20 protein-coding genes, 2 pseudogenes and 1 riboswitch are annotated in these 20,271 nt (G+C 38.5%); of the genes and pseudogenes, 11 read left to right on the plus strand and 11 right to left on the minus strand.

The features are described 5' to 3' along the window. Positions 1-156: 156 nt before the first annotated feature. The 7 genes and pseudogenes from MHI40_RS02870 to hemQ all read right to left on the minus strand — a co-directional run bounded on the left by MHI40_RS02870 (position 157) and on the right by hemQ (position 4,416). A complete protein-coding gene (locus tag MHI40_RS02870) occupies positions 157-1,554 on the minus strand; it encodes an amino acid permease (protein ID WP_340761434.1) in 1,398 nt (465 codons plus the stop codon). A gap of 336 nt (positions 1,555-1,890) precedes the next feature. Further along, positions 1,891-2,019 carry a formate--tetrahydrofolate ligase gene (locus MHI40_RS02875; protein ID WP_340761435.1) on the minus strand — a complete coding sequence of 43 codons (129 nt, stop codon included), beginning with the start codon at positions 2,017-2,019 and terminating at the stop codon, positions 1,891-1,893. Positions 2,020-2,021: 2 nt separating this feature from the next. Then, positions 2,022-2,300 (minus strand): annotated as a pseudogene (locus MHI40_RS02880) (formate--tetrahydrofolate ligase); the annotation flags it as partial. Positions 2,301-2,408: 108 nt separating this feature from the next. Continuing rightward, positions 2,409-2,558 (minus strand): hypothetical protein, encoded by a 150-nt coding sequence (locus MHI40_RS02885; protein ID WP_340761436.1) that lies wholly within the window; start codon positions 2,556-2,558, stop codon positions 2,409-2,411. A 235-nt stretch (positions 2,559-2,793) separates the two neighbouring features. After that, positions 2,794-3,123 carry a spore coat protein GerQ gene (gerQ, locus tag MHI40_RS02890; protein WP_340761437.1) on the minus strand — a complete coding sequence of 110 codons (330 nt, stop codon included), beginning with the start codon at positions 3,121-3,123 and terminating at the stop codon, positions 2,794-2,796. A gap of 18 nt (positions 3,124-3,141) precedes the next feature. Continuing rightward, positions 3,142-3,556: pseudogene (locus MHI40_RS02895) on the minus strand (cell wall hydrolase). 110 nt (positions 3,557-3,666) lie between these two features. Further along, a complete protein-coding gene (gene hemQ / locus MHI40_RS02900; protein WP_093535847.1) occupies positions 3,667-4,416 on the minus strand; it encodes a hydrogen peroxide-dependent heme synthase in 750 nt (249 codons plus the stop codon). A 152-nt stretch (positions 4,417-4,568) separates the two neighbouring features. On the opposite strand from hemQ, the gene pta reads away from it, so the two are divergent. Then, positions 4,569-5,513, plus strand: a complete 945-nt coding sequence (gene pta, locus MHI40_RS02905) for a phosphate acetyltransferase (RefSeq protein WP_340761438.1) — start codon at positions 4,569-4,571, stop codon at positions 5,511-5,513. A gap of 20 nt (positions 5,514-5,533) precedes the next feature. Next, positions 5,534-6,364, plus strand: coding sequence for a lipoate--protein ligase family protein (locus MHI40_RS02910; protein ID WP_340764365.1), 831 nt, complete (start codon positions 5,534-5,536; stop codon positions 6,362-6,364). A gap of 19 nt (positions 6,365-6,383) precedes the next feature. Here the strand turns inward: MHI40_RS02910 and MHI40_RS02915 are convergent, their stop codons facing one another. Next, positions 6,384-7,007, minus strand: a complete 624-nt coding sequence (locus MHI40_RS02915; protein WP_093535843.1) for an RsfA family transcriptional regulator — start codon at positions 7,005-7,007, stop codon at positions 6,384-6,386. A gap of 255 nt (positions 7,008-7,262) precedes the next feature. On the opposite strand from MHI40_RS02915, the gene MHI40_RS02920 reads away from it, so the two are divergent. The 3 genes from MHI40_RS02920 to MHI40_RS02930 all read left to right on the plus strand — a co-directional run bounded on the left by MHI40_RS02920 (position 7,263) and on the right by MHI40_RS02930 (position 9,404). Beyond that, positions 7,263-7,490, plus strand: a complete 228-nt coding sequence (locus MHI40_RS02920) for a DUF1450 domain-containing protein (protein WP_093061364.1) — start codon at positions 7,263-7,265, stop codon at positions 7,488-7,490. 76 nt (positions 7,491-7,566) lie between these two features. Further along, positions 7,567-8,862: an HD domain-containing protein gene (locus tag MHI40_RS02925; RefSeq protein WP_340761440.1), complete on the plus strand. Its 1,296-nt coding sequence runs from the start codon at positions 7,567-7,569 to the stop codon at positions 8,860-8,862. Positions 8,863-8,888: 26 nt separating this feature from the next. Continuing rightward, complete coding sequence (locus tag MHI40_RS02930; RefSeq protein ID WP_093535839.1) at positions 8,889-9,404, plus strand: YwgA family protein; 516 nt, start codon at positions 8,889-8,891, stop codon at positions 9,402-9,404. 731 nt (positions 9,405-10,135) lie between these two features. On the opposite strand, the gene MHI40_RS02935 is transcribed toward MHI40_RS02930, so the two are convergent. Beyond that, the gene (locus tag MHI40_RS02935; protein WP_093535837.1) at positions 10,136-10,321 is read right to left on the minus strand and encodes a 2-hydroxymuconate tautomerase; all 186 of its coding nucleotides are present in this window, start codon (positions 10,319-10,321) and stop codon (positions 10,136-10,138) included. 66 nt (positions 10,322-10,387) lie between these two features. Between MHI40_RS02935 and MHI40_RS02940 the strand changes: the two genes are divergently transcribed. Beyond that, positions 10,388-10,909: a YwhD family protein gene (locus tag MHI40_RS02940; RefSeq protein ID WP_340761441.1), complete on the plus strand. Its 522-nt coding sequence runs from the start codon at positions 10,388-10,390 to the stop codon at positions 10,907-10,909. Positions 10,910-11,248: 339 nt separating this feature from the next. On the opposite strand, the gene MHI40_RS02945 is transcribed toward MHI40_RS02940, so the two are convergent. After that, positions 11,249-13,315, minus strand: coding sequence for a transglycosylase domain-containing protein (locus MHI40_RS02945; RefSeq protein WP_340761442.1), 2,067 nt, complete (start codon positions 13,313-13,315; stop codon positions 11,249-11,251). A 166-nt stretch (positions 13,316-13,481) separates the two neighbouring features. Between MHI40_RS02945 and speE the strand changes: the two genes are divergently transcribed. Beyond that, a complete protein-coding gene (gene speE / locus MHI40_RS02950; RefSeq protein ID WP_093535831.1) occupies positions 13,482-14,315 on the plus strand; it encodes a spermidine synthase in 834 nt (277 codons plus the stop codon). 4 nt (positions 14,316-14,319) lie between these two features. Continuing rightward, positions 14,320-15,192, plus strand: coding sequence for an agmatinase (gene speB, locus MHI40_RS02955; protein WP_340761443.1), 873 nt, complete (start codon positions 14,320-14,322; stop codon positions 15,190-15,192). A 145-nt stretch (positions 15,193-15,337) separates the two neighbouring features. Here speB and MHI40_RS02960 read toward each other — a convergent pair whose 3' ends face one another. Continuing rightward, positions 15,338-16,426 (minus strand): diguanylate cyclase, encoded by a 1,089-nt coding sequence (locus MHI40_RS02960; protein WP_340761444.1) that lies wholly within the window; start codon positions 16,424-16,426, stop codon positions 15,338-15,340. 213 nt (positions 16,427-16,639) lie between these two features. On the opposite strand from MHI40_RS02960, the gene MHI40_RS02965 reads away from it, so the two are divergent. The 3 genes from MHI40_RS02965 (at position 16,640) to MHI40_RS02975 (ending at position 20,267) form a co-directional block, all read left to right on the plus strand. Next, positions 16,640-17,059 carry a DUF1934 domain-containing protein gene (locus tag MHI40_RS02965; protein WP_340761445.1) on the plus strand — a complete coding sequence of 140 codons (420 nt, stop codon included), beginning with the start codon at positions 16,640-16,642 and terminating at the stop codon, positions 17,057-17,059. Further along, positions 17,060-18,727, plus strand: a complete 1,668-nt coding sequence (gene argS / locus MHI40_RS02970; RefSeq protein WP_340761446.1) for an arginine--tRNA ligase — start codon at positions 17,060-17,062, stop codon at positions 18,725-18,727. It begins immediately after the preceding gene. A 323-nt stretch (positions 18,728-19,050) separates the two neighbouring features. Further along, positions 19,051-19,191: riboswitch (cobalamin riboswitch) on the plus strand. Between the two features lie 122 nt (positions 19,192-19,313). Beyond that, positions 19,314-20,267, plus strand: a complete 954-nt coding sequence (locus tag MHI40_RS02975) for an ABC transporter substrate-binding protein (RefSeq protein ID WP_340761447.1) — start codon at positions 19,314-19,316, stop codon at positions 20,265-20,267. Positions 20,268-20,271 lie beyond the last annotated feature (4 nt).

Below are 20,271 nucleotides of genomic sequence, written 5' to 3' on the forward strand. Positions count from 1 at the left end.
TCGGGAAGTCGAACCTATCAAGGGTTCGGCTTTTTACAAAAGAAATTGTTGCAGAAATAAAATGCAGTGATAAGAAGTACAAAAGTTTGACGATTAACTATCGCTATTCAAAAAACACCTGCCTCATCTCATTGGATGAAGCAGGTGTTTTTCATGTTATAGGTTATTTGCTTTTTTAACACTATTATAGAACAGGATTCCGCTAGCTAGTAAAAGTACACCAAATATAAAAGTTATCAAGTCTGCAGTACCAGCATAGATGACCCAGATGGAGTAAAGGGTAGCAAAAAAACCAATGATTCCGTCCAATATTCGAGTTCTTTTCGCGCTGTACGTTTCCCCTGTATAGACTAGCTTCAACTGGAAAGTGGAAGCGATAAAGTAAGGAACCAAGTACGACAGTGTGGCCACAATAATCATGAAATCGAATGCTGCGGCAATTGTATTAGAAATAGTGGAGAAGATAAACAATTGTCCTATCCCGTTTGTAATGATCATCGAGAAAACAGGTATCCCTTTTTCATTTACTTTTAAGAACGAGGGAATAAATAATCCCTGTTTTGCTGCTTGATACGGAATTTCAGCGCTTAGCATAACCCAACCAACTGTTGAGCCGAATAAACTGACTAGCCCAATTGCAGCTAGAACTTTACCTCCAACTGGCCCAAGTACAGTAGAAATAGCATCAATCAGTGGTTTATCAGACGCTACGAGTGCGTCATGGTTTAACATTCCTAAAACGAGAGTGCTAATTCCAATATAGATGGCAAGGGCAATAAGCAGTCCGAGAATGGTAGCACGTTTCACATCAATTGATTTTTTGGCACGTGATGCAAAAACAATAGCGGATTCAACGCCTACAAATGCCCACAGTGTTGCGACTGCAGCGTTATTAAGCTGTCCAAATAACCCGATTTGATGTCCAAGCTCATCGTATCTTGGTGCAGCAAATGGAAGGATATTTGCTTTCTGGAAAGCAAACAGGCCAATCACAATGAATAACAGAAAAGCGATTACTTTTGTAGCTGTTGCCACTAGATTGATTTTCCCGGCACCCTCCATCCCATTAAGAATAATAAAATGAACTCCCCATAATAGAAGAGAACAGACAATAAAAGTTAACGCATTTCCTACTTTTAATGTAAAGGAGCCGATTGTAATAAGCTCTGCCTGACTTATTAAGATTGGGAAAAAGGTGGATAGATAACCTGCAAACGTCGTAATGATAGCGATGTTCCCGACCAAATTTCCAATCCAATATCCCCAAGAAGACATAAAACCCGATAGAATTGAAGAATTGCTTCCAGTTTTGAACAACTCCTTGGCATAGATTTGTGGTCCACCGTTTAAATCAGGTTTTCTGATTGCCAAGTTTCCGAATACAAGGGCAATCATCAAAACCCCGCCACCTGTAACAAGCCAAGCGGACAGAGCACCAGCTGGGCTGGCAACCTCACTTAATGTGCGTGGTAGCATAAAGATACCTGAGCCCACCATATTACCAACTACTAATGCAGTCAGTATCCATAAACCAAGTTTTTTATTTGAATCCATTCCTAATTATTCCTCTCTAATGACCTCTAAAAAGAGTATGTTATTTAAAAACAAGCATAGTTAAAACCTCTACTCTAGCATGAGTAGAAGTGGGTGATATTTATTCACTCGTAACAATATAGAATCATGTTAGCTAAAAGTCAAATGTCACCCAATTCCGATTATAATTAAGTGCATACCATTAAATCTGATTATCTAAACTTCGTTTTATAGTAGGTAGAGAAAAAAAGTGCTTGGTACCGAAACTTATTGCGTGACATAATTGTCTCGCTTGAGTCTCGGTGCCAGGCACCATTTTCTTATAGAGTGATTTAGATTAGACCGATTGCTTCACCGTCAGGACCAACATCCATCAGGACCAACATCCATTTTTAGAGCAGCAGGCTGTTTTGGTAAACCAGGCATCGTCATGATGTCGCCAGTCAGGCAAACTAAGAAACCTGCACCTAGCTTAGGTAAGTGCACGGAGTTGCTACAATAACGACAGCATCCGGATGGAAATTAACTTTTCTTGATTTGATGTGCATAAATTTTTCAGCACCTAGATCAGCTCCGAAGCCTACTTCAGTCACGACCACACCCACAAGTCTGCGTGCAGTGTTGGTGGCGATTAAAGAGTTACACCCGTGCGCAATGTTCGCAAATGGGCAGCCGTGAATAATTGCTGGTGTCCCTTCAATTGTTTGTACCAAGTTAGGTTTGAACGCATCTTTTAGTAGTAGTGTTAGAGCTCCTTCGACCCCAACAAATGAATATTGTCTACTGGTAAATTCAATGGAGCATAAAAAAAAGAAATTAGTTCCCAATCTCCCACATATATCCTACATTACCGTATCGTTTATCATTTTCCTCTTTTAAAACAAGCAACTGCTTTTTTGTGCATTTATTTCATCTGAAAAGACCTGGTGAAACTTGTAACGTTTTAAAGCATAGGCAATGATGTCCTCAAAATTTATAGAGAACTCTTCATTCGGTTCTTCAGGGTCATTACTGTAAAAATACATATTAAAATCTCCTTTACCATGCCCACTGGACCATGAAGCAAAGTAACGATTTGAGGTTTTCAATCCCTCAACATTAAGTGTTAACTCCCACGAGTCGAAACTTTCTCGAATTGGCCCAACAGATACATCAGCAGAGAAAAAAATTCATATCTACGTTTTTATTATAAGAGGACCGGGTCTGAGTTTCACTCAAACAACAAAAAAGCTTATTCGCATAACGAATAAGCTTTAAGTATTAAGCGTAATAATTAATTTCTTCATCAAATGTTACATAATCTAAGTAAATCATAAGCATTAAGTATCTTTTACCATTTGGATCACTAATAATAACATGATCGCGACCTGCAGCTTCTATATAGCCGGTAACTACAAAATTATTCCTTTCTCGGTTGTTCTCGAACGTAAAATAGAATGTACCTAACTTGCCTTTGTTGGCTCTTAAAATATTTTCAATATAAGATTCTTCCTGTCCTCTAGTAGCTGCCGGTATTTGAGGGGGGGTCATAGGTTGTTGCATTTGCTGCTGTTGAGGGAAACCTCCTGGGTGCCAATAATATTGAACCATTCATACATCCTTTCTCGATTAAATTTCTGGACAATCTGCAGTGGAAGGAAAGAAGAAACGATGCGATTTTAAACGACCTGTATTCCATTGGTTATACCACTGTGCAGGGTATTCACCAGGTGGTTCAAAAAAATCATAAAGAACGGGTCGCAGGATGAAAACGTTCACCATTAATAACTCTTTGGGCGAGCCTTATATCTTGTTCGCGTGCTCGTTGATAAAAGTACGATTTCTGCGTTGCTTCAAATCCTCCAGGGCTTTGAAAAACCATTTCCTCTAGTGTACGGATATCTTTGAAATCTAGGCAGGCAGCACGAACTCTATTTACTCCTACGTTTCATACCATGAGCATGCCGAGCCCACCTTCCGCTTCTGCTCGCATCAGCCGTGCAAGTAATTCCATTTGTTTCGTGGTGGATTTGACGACTGCCACTGCATCACCTCCTACCCATACACTATGCAAACAGATTGCAAATGATGAACAAACTTTGTATAGACATATAGAAGTAAAAAAAAAGACTGCACAATAGCAGTCCTTTCATTTTAGATATTAAAGAATGTAGAGCGTTTCTCGCCTGCAAGAATAGTACCAGTGAAGAATGATCCAAATTCAGCATAACGAGCGCTTACTTCATCAAAACGCATTTCATATATTAGCTTTTTAAATTGAAGAACATCGTCTGAGAATAGTGTTACGCCCCATTCAAAATCGTCAAAGCCGATTGATCCAGAGATAATTTGCTTAACTTTTCCAGCGTAGCTGCGACCGATCATACCATGGCTACGCATTAAATCTTTACGCTCTTGCATTGGAAGCATATACCAGTTGTCATTACCGTCACGACGCTTGTCCATTGGATAGAAGCAAATATATTGAGAACGTTGAAGCTCTGGATATAAACGTGCACGTACATGTGGGTTTTGATATGGATCTTCGTTAGATTCACCAGCAAGGTAGTTAGACAACTCTACTACTGAAACATATGAGTAACCTGGAATTGTGAAATCGGCAATTGTTAATTTATTAAATCTTGCTTCTAGTTCTTGAAGTTCATCCATTGTTGGACGTAATGTCATTAACATAAAATCAGCTTTTTGCCCAACGATTGTGTAAAAAGCATGTGCTCCTGTTTTAGCATCATCCGCAAGTTGCATTTCATCTAAAAATGCTACGAACTCATCTGTAGCTTGTTTGCGTAGTTCTGGATCTACTTGTTTCCACGATGCCCAGTCCATTTGGCGGAAATCATGTAATACGTACCAACCATCTAATGTAATTGCTGCTTCATTCATAATTTATGACACTCCTTTAGATTAAAAATATCTCCCATTTAGTGTATCATATAGTCCCGAACATTTCTTCTAATGGTACGGCTCGCACATGACAATCTGTGACAATCTCGTGTATGCTTGAAGTAACAAAAAAGAGCGTAGGAGGAGACAATATGGCAGATTTATTTCAAGAGATAAAAGAGAAATTAAGGGACGCCAAACTATCCATTATATTGCCAGAGGGAAATGATGAACGAATCATTTCAGCGGCATTGAAACTCCAGGAAGAAGGAATTATTCATCCTATTATTATTGGAAACAAAGAAGAAGTCCCTTCTGCTTTAACTGTTATTAACCCTCAAAATTATGAAAAAATGGACGAGCTTGTCGCTGCTTTTGTAGAACGTCGAAAAGGCAAAGTGACAGAAGAACAAGCTCAAGAGATCCTACAAGATGTTAATTATTTCGGAACGATGCTAGTTTATATGAAAAAGGCAAATGGCTTGGTAAGCGGAGCAGCGCATACGACTGCTGAAACGGTACGTCCTGCATTACAAATTATTAAAACAAAGCCAGGAATCTCGAAAACAAGTGGAGCATTCATTATGGTGAAAGGGGAGACTCGGTATGTATTTGCGGATTGTGCGATTACCATTTCCCCAACGAGCGAGGATTTAGCAGAAATAGCGGTTGAAAGTGCTAAAACAGCTGCAGCCTTTGGTATAAAACCGAAAGTGGCGATGCTATCCTTCTCTACAAAAGGCTCGGCGCAATCAGAGGAAACTGAAAAGGTAGTGAGAGCAACTGAATTAGCCAAAGAGTTGGACTCCACTATTCTAATAGAAGGAGAGCTACAATTTGATGCAAGTATAGTCCCTGCGATAGCGGCGAAAAAGGCGCCTGATGCTGTACTACAAGGGGATGCGACTGTATTTGTATTTCCTTCATTAGAGGCAGGGAATATTGGTTATAAAATTGCGCAACGTTTAGGTGAGTTCGAAGCAATTGGCCCTATTTTACAAGGATTGAATGCACCAGTTAATGATTTATCACGAGGTTGTTCTGCAGAGGATGTTTATAAGTTAGCTTATATTACTGCTGCACAAGCACTTATTTGAGGAGTAGTCACATGTCAGAAATAGAAGTTTTATTGCAGCAAGAAAAATGGCGATTTTGGGATCAATCGCTTAGTGGGAAAAGTAGATCTGCACTTGAATCATTCGCATCAGATGATTTACTATGTCACCTAGTAGGACAACAACAGTCACCGGCTACTGTACGTACGTGGGTCCACTCTCAAACTGTTGTTTTAGGTATACAAGATCACAGACTCCCGTTTGTGGAGGATGGGCAGAACTTTCTTCGTACCCAGGGATATTCCCCCATTGTACGAAATTCGGGAGGACTAGCAGTTGTTTTAGATGAGGGTGTACTAAATGTATCTATTATTTTACCGGAAGCGAAGCAGGCGATAGATATTCCTACTGGTTATGAAGTGATGCTTGCATTCGTCGAGCTTTTATTCCCCGAAGCAGATGGGAAAATAGAAGCTTATGAAATTATTGGATCGTATTGTCCAGGTTCATATGATTTAAGTATAGATGGTAAAAAGTTTGCGGGAATTTCTCAGCGAAGATTGCGTCAGGGAATAGCAGTGCAGGTGTATCTATGTATTGAAGGTAGTGGAAGTGAACGAGCAGAACTGATACGTAGATTTTACGAAATTGGCATTCAAGGTGAAAATACTAAGTTTACATATCCAGATATTAAACCAGAAGTGATGGCATCTATGAATGAACTGCTAGATACCTCGTTTAGAGTAGAGGATATCGTTATTCGTATCCAACAATTGCTCCAACAGTTGTCAGACACAGTCATCCATCAATCTGTCACACCTGATGAAATGGACTTGTATATGTTTTACATGCAACGAGTAGTAGATCGCAATAAAAAAATGCTAGAAAAATAAAATAAAAACCACCAATCTTCTAAACGATTGGTGGTTCTTTAGATACGAGATTACCATTCTTCTCCATTTGGAAAACGGGTACTGCTGGTATTTCCTCGTCGTTTAAAGTTACAAGACGTCTTGCACGGTTCATGATCTGAACGAATTGCTCGTAATCTTGTTTAATAGCTGCGTTTTCTTTTTCTAGTTTTGCAAGCTCACTTTCTAATTTACGAATCTTTTCATTCGATATAGTTGAAAGGTGACGGTATCTAGAAACATCTGAATCACTATGTTGCAAACGTACGAGATATGCAATGATAATATCGATCGATAATGCAGATACCGGAATGGATTGGGTGCGTTCACCATCATCTTGAGATTTAGCTAGATAAATTCCATTTCCTCTTCGTCTATAATCTTTTCCTAATATACGAAGCTTTTCTTTTCTTTCTTTTTTCGCTTCCTTTAACTCATTTTCATATTGATGACGAACGACTGCGTTCCAGCGAAATCCACAAGCTGCTGCAGTTCTATTTAATTCGTCTCCTGCTTCTTCAAATGCGTTTAGTTGCGTGCTGCCTTCTCGAACGTGACGTAATACCATCTCTGCTAGCATTTCATCATTCTCTGTCATCCATGCGTCTTGTCTAATTTTTACCATGTTCTTCCTCCTGCCATGTTCATAGTTTCGTTGTTCTATTAACATAATGGTCAACTTAGTGCTCTTTTATTCACGTAATATACACTTGATAGCAATATAAACTTTAAGATACAATGACCTGTAGACTATTACTATTAAACATTCAGCTATTTGTACTAAAACTAATGAAAAAATGATAATGTTTCCGGCGGATATCGCAGATATTAAGAGGAGGCAATTACGCCAACACGTAATGAATGAAAGGGGTTGAAGACTATGGCAAACCATTTTCGTGTTTGCGATGAGTGTCAAGCCGTCAATTTAAAAACATTAATACCTAAACTAAAAGCGATTGATCCGGAAGCTGAGATTGAAGTGAAAGAATGTCAGTCGTACTGCGGTCCCGGACGAAAAAAAACATTCGCCTTTATCAATAATCGTCCCGTTGCTGCGTTAACGGAAGACGAATTAATGGAAAAAGTACGAGCGAAGATAGCAGATTAACAGAACTTTTGCCGTGTATTCAATATGCGGTTTTTTCTTTATAATGAATACTAAACTACATTTCGGAGGTGGAAGAATGAGCTATGCGACACAAAAGCTAGCAGAAGAAAAAGTGTTTAAAGATCCAGTTCACCGCTATATCCACGTTCGTGATCAGGTCATCTGGGATGTTATCGGAGCAAAAGAGTTTCAACGACTTCGCCGGATTAAACAGCTCGGAACTACATATCTAGTTTTTCATGGTGCCGAACATAGCCGTTTTAATCACTCACTAGGTGTGTACGAAATTGTGAGAAGAATCGTAGATGATAGCTTTAGTGGACGTCCAGAATGGGATGATTCAGAAAGGCTAGTAGTATTATGTGCTGCTCTTCTCCATGATTTAGGGCACGGCCCATTTTCTCATGCATTTGAGAACGTATTTGGGTTAGACCATGAATATTTCACCCAACAAATAATACTTGGCGATACGGATGTCAATATGATACTAAAAAGAGTTAGCGAAGATTTTCCGCAACGAGTTGCCGATGTTATCGGTAAAACATATCCAAACAAGCAGGTAGTAAGTTTAATATCCAGTCAAATAGATGCTGACCGTATGGATTACTTGCAAAGAGATGCTTATTTTACTGGGGTAAGTTATGGACATTTCGATATGGAAAGAATTTTGCGTGTCATGCGACCAAGAGAAGACCAAGTAGTCATCAAATCGAGTGGAATGCATGCAGTGGAAGATTATATAATGAGTAGATATCAAATGTATTGGCAAGTATATTTCCATCCAGTTTCCCGTAGTGCCGAAGTAATTTTGACGAAAGTTCTACATCGAGCAAAAGCATTAAGTAAAATGGGTTATGATTTTAAACAGCAACCGACTCATTTTAGAGGATTCTTTGATGGTACATATACTTTAAATGAGTACCTTGCTTTAGATGAAGGGGTTTTATTAACTTATTTTCAGTTATGGATGTCAGAAGATGATCCCATTCTATCGGATTTGAGCGATCGTTTTGTGAACCGGAAGCTATTTCAATATATAGAGTTCGATTTAGCGAAAGATTATATGAAGATGAAAGAATTAGAATTACTATTCAAAAAAGCGGGTATAGATCCAGAGTATTACTTAGTGTTCGATTCCTCTTCAGATCTACCATATGATTTTTACCGTCCAGGAGAAGAAGGCGAACGAATTCCAATACATTTGCTAAAACCTAACGGGGAAATTCGTGAGCTATCACGTGAATCGGATATTGTAGAGGCAATCTCTGGGAAAAGAAGAACAGACCATAAATTGTACTTTCCAGAAGATATCTTGACGAAGGACGGAAAGAAAAAAGCATTGAAGAAACAAATACTCGATTTATTAACTTAATGATTTGAAGTAAAGGAGGGGTCTAAGTGATAGAAGAACATGCAAAAGTTGTGCAATTTATCGGAGCAGCGGATGGCATTACGGGTCGGAAAAAACTGCAAAAAATGATTTACATCGCAAAAAAACTTCAATATCCATACAAGGAAAAATACGAATTCCATTTTTATGGCCCTTATTCAGAAGAGCTTACCTTACGGATCGAAGAATTATGTAATATGGGATTCCTACAAGAAGAACGCCAAGACAAAGGCTCCTATGTACAATATAAATACCAAATGACTGACGCAGGTGAGCATTTTACTAAAATGGCTCAAGTTCCTGAAGCACCAAGAGATTTGGTAGCATGCATTAACCAAATGAAAGATAAAAGTTCCCGTTTCCTTGAACTAGTATCGACGTTATTATATTTCGATTATCTCCCAAAAGAAGAGCAAATCGAAAAACTTCATGTCGTTAAAGGAAAACTCAATTTTTCAAAAGAAGAAATCGACGAGGCCTTCACATTTGTCATGAACCTCATGAACGAAAGAGCTATCCAATAGGATGGCTTTTTCTTTTGGAAAAAAATATTCATTCCGAAAGTAAAGGATACCATTGAGCAAGTAAACTTACTTAAAGTGCAAGTAAGATCCGGGTAATATTGATTTCCGCTTCAGGTGGACACTTTCCGCGGGCACGGCTTCAATCTGCTCATCACTACGAAAACATATGCTCCTGCGGTTACTCGTCGCAAAGACATTGGTCTAACAAAGTTTGACCAATGTCTTTCCTGCGGGGCTTTCAGCTCGCGCTGTTCCCACTGAAGTCGCCACCGTGCACTCCAATAGACAAAGTCCACTTTATGTAAACAGATAATATCACATAGATTTCGTCTTTTATATTGAACTAAGTATTTATGCAATTGATTCTACTATAATTTAGCTTTACAGATTGGTACTTTATATAATCTGCCTATTCATCGTGTTTATCATAAACACTCAGTTTTATTAATGGGTAATTACTACTCAATTTATTGATTGTAGTGAAAGTCGGCGACTCCAGCGGGATAAGCGAGAAAGTCGAGACCCCGCAGAGAGCGAAGCGAACGAGGAGGCTTGACCTCGCCCGCGGAGGCCGACAGGATGTTGGTCACGAAGGCGTTGCCACACGATGTGGCGTCATTAGCCTTTGTACCCCGACTGTAACGGAAATCAAAGGTATTACTTTCATAGCTTAGTACAAATAAGCCCCATAAAAAAACGAATCCTATATAAAATAGAATTCGTTTTTATTGTTATCTATCACTAAATAACTTGCCAGCAGTTCCATAATGATTCTTCGGCATTTCTTCGATGAATACAGTAACATTCTCGATTGGAGCATTAACTGTTTCGGAAACAGCAGCAGTTACCTTCTCCACTAATGCTCTTTTTTGCTCGTCGGTACGACCTTCAAGCATTTTTACTGTGACATATGGCATTTCATTTCCTCCTTTAGTGAACTTTTCTGTATACTAGTATCATAACAGAATGGAGGGAACTGTCGAATGACGAACGAAGAAAAACCAAAACAAAAGGTAGGCTTCACGATTATTAAAAATGATCCGACTGACGGACATAAGGGATTCGGTATAGGTTCTCTGTCATTAGAGAATGTATCTCCAGTCATTATTGATATAGAAGAAGACCTTGCTAGGGTAGAAGTTGGAGCAATGCATGCAAGAAGTGATACAGAGCGAGGCATTAAGTTTACAACGAACCGAGAAGACTCCCTGGGAGGGAAATCGTATTGGCTTGTTTGGGTGACGATCGATTATAATCCACAAGGACCATATTATGCTGGGGTCAGTGCTTGTGAAATGGTTATTAACCGAGAAAAACGTCGCGGCTATAAGAATTTAGCTGATCACGTTAATCGCATGGACAAATCAATGAAACGTCATATTTTAGTCGATTTTATGGATGACCGCTCAAAAAATATTTTACGTGAATTTTTACAGTCTCATAACAGAGAAATGTGGGATAGAAGTGAAGAAAAACTACATCAAGACCTATCTGTCGAAGCCTAGTATACAAATAGTCCGTTAGGTAGTTGAATTAAAGACGAAAAGACAGTACAATTTAGATAAAGCTTACTTCCAAGTAATGCTAGGACACTTAGTGGACGCAAGTAGGTAAAATGTATGCGTGAATTGACCACCCATTCCAATGACCGCATTCATTTACAGAAAGCCAAGCTAAGAAAAAGCTTACTACTACCTAATTATAGGTGGCAGTAAGCTTTTTATTATGCTTATAAAAACGAACAACGCATTAGTGGAAGGAATTCATACGATTATAACGAAATACGACCAATTTCTGATTTCTTTCCATTGGTTTTCATCATTATTCAATCAATTCTCCAAGTTCTACTCAAACAAATTAAATGGGAAAATTGACCACGGTTCAGATTCTTCCACACTCTCCTCGAATGTTTGCTGCTTCAATTTAGGGTCGGTGCAAAGCTTAGTTGGAACATCTTTTTGTTTCATGTAAACTAGTCGCTGTTTTTCACAAGCAGATGTAGCGATTCCACCTGTTTCTATATCGACAATGACGCCCTGAACACCGTCCGGGGCTATGAAAGGCTCAACCGGAAGTCCTTGGTGAACTGCTTCCATAAATTCAATCCAAACTTGTTTCGTTACTTGTCTTGCTTCCGCATCACTCACTTGTTTACCTTGATCATAGCCATTCCATACACCTGCTGTTAATTGAGGTGAGAAGCCTATCAAATATTGGTCTGTATTTGTAGTTCCAGATTTTGCAGCATAAGGTCTGGTTTGTTTTGCCCGAATACTTATCCCAGTAGCAGGCGAATAGTCGTTGAAAACGGGGTCGAACATACCTGTGAGTAAATGGGATAGTATAAACGAGTCCTGTTCGCTTAAAACTTTTTTCCCTTTTTCCTCATTGTTCTCTATATCATAAATGACGTTCCCGCTTTTATCAGTTATTTTTGTTATATACTTAGGTTTTTTCTGAATTCCACCAGCAGATATAGTGTTATAAACTTTTGTCATTTCTAATAGCGAAACTTCTGTTGTACCGAGAGCAGTAGAGGGAGCATCCTTTACCTTCATATCTAGATTAAATCTTTCTGTTAACCGTTGAAAAGGTTTATATCCAATTTGTTCTAATGTTTTAACGGCATAAATATTATCGGAAATAGCGAGGGCCTGTGCCAATGAAATAGGATGACCAGCGAACTCCCCGTTCACATTTTTAGGTTCATATTCTTGGCGGCCATTATCGTATGTGAAAATAGTACGCTCACTTTTCATATAAGTGAGCGGAGAGAATCCGTTTTCTAAGGCTGCCGCAAATAATAACGCTTTGATGGTAGAACCTGGCTGCCTTTTTGCTTGTGTAACTCGGTTGAAGGGACTATCCGTGAAATTTCTTCCACCGAGCATTGCAGTTACATAACCAGTATCTGGTTCCATACTTACAAATCCTATTTGTAGTTCTCCTTTTGGCATCCATTTTTCAACTATTTCTTCCGCTACTTGTTGATGTTTTTTGTTTAAAGTGGTTTCAATCGTCCATCCACCTTCTTCAATACGGCGACCATTTTCCAAAGTGATTTCTGTTGCTTCTTTCCACACTTCTTCTAAAAAGTAAGGGGCCGTTTTTTGCTTTATTAGAGAGTCCTCTGCTTTTAATACATAATTTTCATTGAATGCTCGTTCCTTTTGGTCAGCAGTTATCTTTTGTTGGTTTTCCATCAATGTTAGGATTAGTTGCTGACGAGTAACTGCTTTTTCTTCATTTACTAACGGTGAATAATAGGTAGGGCCTTTCGGTATTCCAACTAATAGGGCGGATTCTGCTAGAGTCAAAGATTTAGCGCTTTTCGCAAAATAGAATCTACTCGCTGCCTCGACGCCATACATACCATGACCAAAGTACACTGTATTCAAATAACCTTCTAACAGTTCGTCCTTATCGTAGAAAAGCTCTAATCGGTAGGCATATAGTGCTTCATTTATCTTTCGAGTCCAAGACTTTTCATGGGTAAGAAACAAATTACGAGCATATTGCTGCGTAATTGTACTGGCTCCTTCTACTTTTTTTCCAGCTTTTATATCCTTTAAAATGGCTCCAGCAATCCGTGAATAATCAAATCCATGATGCTCATAAAACTCCTGGTCTTCTACCGCCACAGTGGCTTGAGGTAAAAAAGGAGACATCTCCTCCAATGAAATCCAATATCTCCGTTGGTCCTCAAAGCGATCGCCGATAACATTTCCTTGACTGTCTAAAAATACAGAAGAAATTGGGACTTGAATTATGGGTGCACCAACGATTTGAGCATATATTCGGAGCGTGATGAATGCGCTCAAAAGTGCACAGCCAGCAGCAACACATAAAAGGAATATCCTTTTCCATCGTTTGCTTCGTATGACTTTTTTTCTATGTTGAATACGCCCCATTAAATCAACTCCGTTCCAAATGATGTTTTCATTAGTATGAGAACAATAGATTCAAATTAAACGGGCAAACAAAAAAGTATTGCACTTTTGTCAAAAAGCACTATACTTTCAATGTATTTATTTTTTTATAAATACCAAAAACCATTGTAGAAACGGAGATAGATAAATGGCTGGATTTTGGTTTACAGAGAAGCAAACCGAGAATTTTGGCATCACAATGAAGGTGAATCGCACACTTCATACCGAGCAAACAGATTTTCAATTGTTAGAAATGGCAGAAACAGAAGAATGGGGAAATATGCTCTTCTTAGATGGCATGGTAATGACCTCTCAAAAAGATGAGTTTGTATACCATGAAATGGTTGCGCATGTTCCTTTATTCACACATCCTAACCCTGAAAATGTGTTAGTAGTTGGTGGTGGAGACGGTGGAGTAATTCGTGAAATTATGAAGCATCCAAAAGTGAAGAAAGCAACACTTGTTGATATAGATGGAAAAGTAATTGAGTACTCAAAAATATACTTACCAGAAATCGCATGTGAATTAGAAAATCCTCGCGTAGACGTGCAAGTGGGCGATGGTTTCATGCATATTGCAGAATCTGAAAATGAATATGATGTGATTATGGTAGATTCTACAGAACCAGTAGGACCAGCAGTTAACCTGTTTACAAAAGGTTTCTATGCTGGAATTTCTAGAGCTTTAAAAGAAGATGGTCTATTCGTTGCACAATCGGACAACCCATGGTTTAAGGCAGATTTAATCCGCCAAGTTCAAAAAGACGTAAAGGAAATCTTCCCAATAACTAATATGTATTTGGCGAATATTCCTACATATCCAAGCGGACTTTGGTGCTTTACAATTGGATCTAAAAAATATGATCCACTTCAAGTTCCGGACGAGCAATACTTTGATATTGAAACAAAGTATTACACAAAAGAGCTTCATAAAGCGGCATTTGTACTACCAAAATTTGTGAAAGATCTTGCAGGAGAGTAAGGCTATGCGATTTAGTGAAGAATACTCAGGAAATGTTTTTATAAAAAGCAAACAAAATTATGATGAAGCACAAGCAGTCATTTATGGAATGCCAATGGACTGGACTGTAAGCTATCGTCCTGGATCACGTTTTGGTCCTGGTCGTATCCGTGAAGCTTCAATAGGTTTAGAGGAGTATAGCCCGTATCTTGACCGCGAGCTAGATGATGTGAACTATTTTGATGCAGGGGATATTCCTTTACCATTTGGTAATGCAGAGAAAAGCTTAGAGTTAATTGCAGGCTTTATCCGCCAATTACTGATAAATGGGAAGATTCCAGTAGGCATGGGTGGAGAACATCTAGTGTCCTGGCCTGTCATGAGGACAGTGGCAGATAACTATGATAATCTAGCCATTATCCATATGGATGCACATACAGATTTACGCGAGGAGTATGAAGGAGAACCGCTTTCTCATTCGACACCTATTCGTAAAATTGCTGAATATATCGGTCCTAAAAACGTCTATTCATTTGGAATTCGTTCAGGCATGAAAGAAGAGTTTGACTGGGCAAAAGAAAATGGTATGCAAATTCACAAGTTCGAAGTTTTAGAGCCTTTGAAAAAAGTGCTACCAACACTTGAAGGACGTCCAGTCTATGTCACAATTGACATCGACGTTCTTGACCCAGCACACGCACCAGGAACTGGAACTGTAGATTGTGGCGGAATCACAAGTCGTGAGCTTTTAGCTTCTATCCACGCAATTGCAAACTCCGGCGTAAATGTAGTAGGTTTCGATTTAGTCGAAGTAGCACCAAATTACGATCCATCAGAGCAAACAGTAAACACTGCAAGTAAATTACTACGTGAAATGATATTGGGTTGGGTTAAGTAGAACGGAGTATCTGGTGTTACTGCGACGAGCTTGCGCAGGAGCAAACAGTAAACACTACTAGTAAATTACTACGTGAAATGATATTAGGCTGGGTAAAATAGAACGCAGAAAAAGTGATGTCCTAACTAAGGGCATCACTTTTTTATCAAACCAATATATTTTGATTGATATGAACTACTTTATTTCTTCCAGAAGTTTTAGCAAGGTAAAGGGCTTCATCAGCAAGTTTGTATAATTCATGTGTGGTTACAGCATCTTGTGGGAAAGTACTAATACCACCTGAAGTAGTTATATCTAACTTTTCTCCAGTTGAGATTTGAAATAATTTCTTTTCTATTGATTGTCGAACTAGATCAGCAACTTCCAGTGCTTTTTCATCTGTAGTATTTGGGAGGAGTATTGAAAACTCTTCTCCTCCATTTCGAGAAACAATGCCCCCAAAAGGTTTACTAGTATCTTTCATTCGGAGTGCTAATTCTTTCAATACTTCATCTCCAACGGGGTGCCCATATGTATCGTTGACCTTTTTGAAATAGTCTATGTCTAGTAATAGGAGTGAAAAAACTTCATTTTTTGCTATAAGATTTTGAGTATGTTCTTGGAATTTACGGTTATTATATAGACCCGTAAGATAGTCTGTTACAGATATCTCTTCAATATGCTTTATTTTTTCAAATAGAGAGTTTAGCTGTTTAAGGGTAATGAAAATAATGGAAAAAGACACGATTGAAAATATGATAAAACTGATAATAGCTAACGACGTTTCAAATTTCCAACTGCCTAAGAAACCTAAAACAATAGAAGTTTGTATGATGGAATAACCAAAAAAGTAAGGGACGTTTTGAAAGGTCATTGTTTTCTTCCAACTGCAAACTCCAATAACCAATCCCACTATAATAGTGCTACTTCCTGCTATAAGAGCACTTGTAGAATATCCGTACATAAACAAACGGAACACTCCGATAATAATGCCGCTTATAATAGGTGCGAATGGTCCTCCTAAGACACCGGATAATGCAATAACAGCCATTCTTCCGTCCATAATAACGACATCAGTAATGTTTATAGCAGTTAACATTAACAAACAACCAGTAAGTCCACTTAACAATCCAAGTATAAAAGGGGTGTATTTAGAAGATGGAATATAAACATTTAATTTGTTTTGAAATGGTATGTAGGTAAGAATTGCAAAAGTAAAAAGAATACAAAAGTTAATAATAAAGTCAATTAGCAATAGAGTCACCTTCTTAATAATCTGAATCTATTATAGCCTTTTAGACTAAATATGGTATACATTTTTATGCAATTGGTTGTCATAAACGTTAAATTTAAGCTATAATATGAAGGTTATAGTAAAATGCAACGTTAGTGTGAATAAGCTTCCTATCGCTAGTTATTGCCAACTGAGAAGCTGACATAAATAAAATATCTACAAAGGATGTTAAGCATGTCTACACCAGTACAAAAGACAGTAAAAGTACAATTAGTTTCTACAATTCGTCATCCAAATGTCCAAGAAGAAACAATCAACATAAAAACAAAAGGCACTTTAACACTAAAAGGCGAACAAAATTATTTAGTTTATGAAGAATCTCAAAATGAAAAGACTATTCGAACGACTGTGAAACTAAGTGGGCAGAATGCCTTGATATTACGAAGTGGTGGAGTCAAAATGCGTTTGCCTCTTGAACGTGGAGAGTTCCAAACTGGGAGCTATGAAACTCAATATGGGACAATGATTATTACAACAAATACGAAGCACTTACACTTTGAGGTTGGACGCTTTCAAGTGGAATATGAGCTAATTATAAATGAAGAAGTGGCCGGTACATATACATTAGAACTAACTTATACGGAGGCGGAATAAATGAACGCAGTAGAAAAGCTACAACAAACCATTAAAGATGCATTACAACAGGCAATAGTGAAAGCAGAACTTGTAACGGAAGAGCAAATTCCAACTATCCAACTTGAAACTCCAAGAGACAAAGCAAATGGTGACTATGCAACAAATATTGCGATGCAATTAACAAAACTTGCGAAAAAGAATCCTCGTCAAGTGGCGGAGGCAATCATAGAAAACCTAGAGTTGTCTGGAACAATGATGGAAAAAGTGGATATTGCAGGTCCAGGATTTATGAATATTACTGTTCGTAAAGATTACTTACAAGATGTAGTGAAGGCTGCTTTAACAGAAAAAGAAAACTACGGCCGCTCAACTTCAGGTGCTGGAGAGAAAATTCAAGTAGAATTTGTTTCTGCAAATCCAACTGGTGATTTACATTTAGGACATGCACGTGGGGCATCTGTAGGTGATTCTTTAAGTAACGTTCTTGATTTTGCTGGATTTGATGTTGCTCGTGAATATTATATTAATGACGCAGGAAACCAAATTCATAACTTAGCGATCTCCATTGAAGCTCGTTACTTCCAAGCTCAAGGATTAGACCAAGAAATGCCTGAAGGTGGCTATCACGGGCAAGATATTATCGATATTGCTGCAGCTCTTGTTGCAGAACATGGCGATAAATTTGTCTCTATGTCAGATGAAGAACGCTACAAAGCATTCCGTGCACATGGGTTAAAAGTAGAGCTTGCAAAACTACAAAAAGACTTAGCTGATTTCCGTGTTGGTTTTGATAACTGGTTCTCGGAAACTTCTTTATATGAGAACGGCAAAATTGAAGTGGCTTTAGATAAGTTACGTGCAAATGGTCATATTTTTGAAGAAGAAGGAGCTACATGGTTCCGTTCGACGACATTTGGAGATGATAAGGATCGCGTGCTTATTAAAGGTGATGGTTCTTTCACTTATTTATTACCAGATATTGCGTACCATGAAGATAAGTTAGTTCGTGGATTCGATCAACTGATTAATATTTGGGGAGCAGACCACCATGGCTATATTCCACGTATGAAAGCAGCCATTGAAGCACTTGGATATGAGCGTGAAAAACTAGAAGTATCGATTATTCAAATGGTCCAATTATATAAAGACGGCGAAAAAATGAAAATGAGTAAACGTACAGGTAAAGCTGTTACCATGCGTGAACTTGTAGAAGAAGTAGGACTGGATGCAGTACGTTATTTCTTCGGTATGCGTTCAGGTGACTCACATATGGATTTCGATTTAGACTTAGCTGTTTCTCAATCCAATGAAAACCCAGTATTCTACGCTCAATATGCACACGCACGTATTTGTTCGATTTTACGTTCAGCAGAAACGCAAGGAATGAAAGTATCGACTGATTCACTTGAATTATTGCAAAGTGAAAAAGAATTAGACTTACTTAAAAAAATTGGTGACTTCCCACAGATAGTTGCAGATGCTGCAAAACTTCGTGCTCCTCACCGTATTGCAATCTATATCCAAGAACTAGCAACGACTTTCCATAGCTTCTATAACGCAGACAAAGTATTAAATGCGGATAATCTTCCTCAAACAGAAGCTCGTCTGGCACTAGTAACTGCTGCGCGAGAAACAATTGCAAATGCCTTACGTTTACTAGGTGTATCTGCTCCAGAACAAATGTAATACAAACTGCAAACCCTCGACTTCGGTCGAGGGTTTTTTAAAATACAGATAGATATTATGATGGAAGTAATTCCCGGTACGAGGGTAAATGCCCCGCCAGAGTAAGTAAACACAGTTTCATCCGCGAGTATTTCAAACGGGAGCGCAAGTAATAGGGCTTCCAAAGCGGGTAACCACCAATCATTCGCGAGTAATCCAATAGACGAGAGTAATATCACCAACCTGGAGAAAGATGTACATTATCTCAAAGGTCAGGCAACGCTTCACTCAAAACGAAGTCGACAGTTGTATAAAATAAGGTATAATGAAGGCAAAGCAATATGAATAATTTAATGCATAGAGGTGCTCTCGCAATGGATTGCTGGAGTTAAAAGGGAAGCTGGTTAAAGTCCAGCACGGTCCCGCCACTGTAAGTGATAGAACATATCACGAGTCAGAAAACCTGCCTATATGCTTTGCACCCGTTACCTACGAGGATAGGTTTGGTGTAGATCTGGCTCGTTGTGACTTCGCGCAGGTTTATACCTATCTATCTCTCATCATAGGATGGGAGATTTTTTATTGTCTAAATTAGGAGGAATGTAAAATGAAAAAACGATGGTTAATCGCTGTAATGGCGGTACTTTTATTAGTTGGATGCGCACAGGAAGAAACGAAAAAGGTAGAAAGTACTGAGACGGAGCAGTCGGCCAGTGAAAATATAGGATTCCCAATGACATTGACGGATGCCGTTGGAGAAGAAGTTACGTTAGAGGCAGCTCCGGAGAAAATCATCTCCATGATTCCTAGTAATACAGAGATCTTATTTGCACTTGGGTTGAATGAGGAAATTATAGGGGTAAACGATTTTGAAAGCTATCCAGAAGAGGCATTAGAGAAAGAAAAAATCGGTGGCATGGAGTTCAATGTGGAAAAAATCCTTTCGTTAGATCCGGACATTGTGTTTGCGCATGAATCGATTGTAGGAATGGCGGAAGCTGGACTGCAACAACTACGTGATTCGAATATTTTGGTGTATGTGGTGAGTGACGCTAAGGATTTTGATGAAACATATACAACTATTGAAGAAATGGGTCAAGCTACTGGGAAACTTAAAGAAGCCCAAAAAATTGTAGAAGACATGAAAGTAAAAGTAGAAGATATCCAACAAAAAGTACAAAAAGTAGAATCGAAGAAAACTGTATTTGTTGAAACTTCGGATGTTCCAGAAATTTATACAACAGGGAATGGAACGTTCATGCAAGAGATATTAAATATGTTGAATGCTACAAATATTATGGAGGATCAAGAAGGTTGGGTAAAAATTGATCCCGAAGAAATTGTAAGTCGTAACCCAGATGTAATGCTTATCACATACGATTACGTAGAAGGTATTGTAGAACAAGTGAAACAACGTGATGGATTTGATACAGTTACTGCTATTCAAAATGATGCAGTGATACAAGTAAATGAAGACACGACGAGCAGACAAGGTCCACGTTTAGTGGAAGGATTAGAAGAAATTGCGAAAGCAATCTATCCGGAGGCTTTTAGTGAGTAAATCA

Origin of the sequence: Psychrobacillus sp. FSL H8-0510 (assembly GCF_038008345.1) — a bacterium.
GTDB lineage: Bacteria > Bacillota > Bacilli > Bacillales_A > Planococcaceae > Psychrobacillus > Psychrobacillus psychrotolerans.

Coding starts and splice junctions, on each gene's coding strand:
- MHI40_RS02870 (WP_340761434.1), bottom strand. CDS start 1,554: ATGGATTCAAATAAAAAACTTGGTTTATGGATACTGACTGCATTAGTA.
- MHI40_RS02885 (WP_340761436.1), bottom strand. CDS start 2,558: ATGTATTTTTACAGTAATGACCCTGAAGAACCGAATGAAGAGTTCTCT.
- gerQ (WP_340761437.1), bottom strand. CDS start 3,123: ATGGTTCAATATTATTGGCACCCAGGAGGTTTCCCTCAACAGCAGCAA.
- hemQ (WP_093535847.1), bottom strand. CDS start 4,416: ATGAATGAAGCAGCAATTACATTAGATGGTTGGTACGTATTACATGAT.
- pta (WP_340761438.1), top strand. CDS start 4,569: ATGGCAGATTTATTTCAAGAGATAAAAGAGAAATTAAGGGACGCCAAA.
- MHI40_RS02915 (WP_093535843.1), bottom strand. CDS start 7,007: ATGGTAAAAATTAGACAAGACGCATGGATGACAGAGAATGATGAAATG.
- MHI40_RS02920 (WP_093061364.1), top strand. CDS start 7,263: ATGGCAAACCATTTTCGTGTTTGCGATGAGTGTCAAGCCGTCAATTTA.
- MHI40_RS02925 (WP_340761440.1), top strand. CDS start 7,567: ATGAGCTATGCGACACAAAAGCTAGCAGAAGAAAAAGTGTTTAAAGAT.
- MHI40_RS02935 (WP_093535837.1), bottom strand. CDS start 10,321: ATGCCATATGTCACAGTAAAAATGCTTGAAGGTCGTACCGACGAGCAA.
- MHI40_RS02940 (WP_340761441.1), top strand. CDS start 10,388: ATGACGAACGAAGAAAAACCAAAACAAAAGGTAGGCTTCACGATTATT.
- MHI40_RS02945 (WP_340761442.1), bottom strand. CDS start 13,315: ATGGGGCGTATTCAACATAGAAAAAAAGTCATACGAAGCAAACGATGG.
- speE (WP_093535831.1), top strand. CDS start 13,482: ATGGCTGGATTTTGGTTTACAGAGAAGCAAACCGAGAATTTTGGCATC.
- speB (WP_340761443.1), top strand. CDS start 14,320: ATGCGATTTAGTGAAGAATACTCAGGAAATGTTTTTATAAAAAGCAAA.
- MHI40_RS02965 (WP_340761445.1), top strand. CDS start 16,640: ATGTCTACACCAGTACAAAAGACAGTAAAAGTACAATTAGTTTCTACA.
- argS (WP_340761446.1), top strand. CDS start 17,060: ATGAACGCAGTAGAAAAGCTACAACAAACCATTAAAGATGCATTACAA.
- MHI40_RS02975 (WP_340761447.1), top strand. CDS start 19,314: ATGAAAAAACGATGGTTAATCGCTGTAATGGCGGTACTTTTATTAGTT.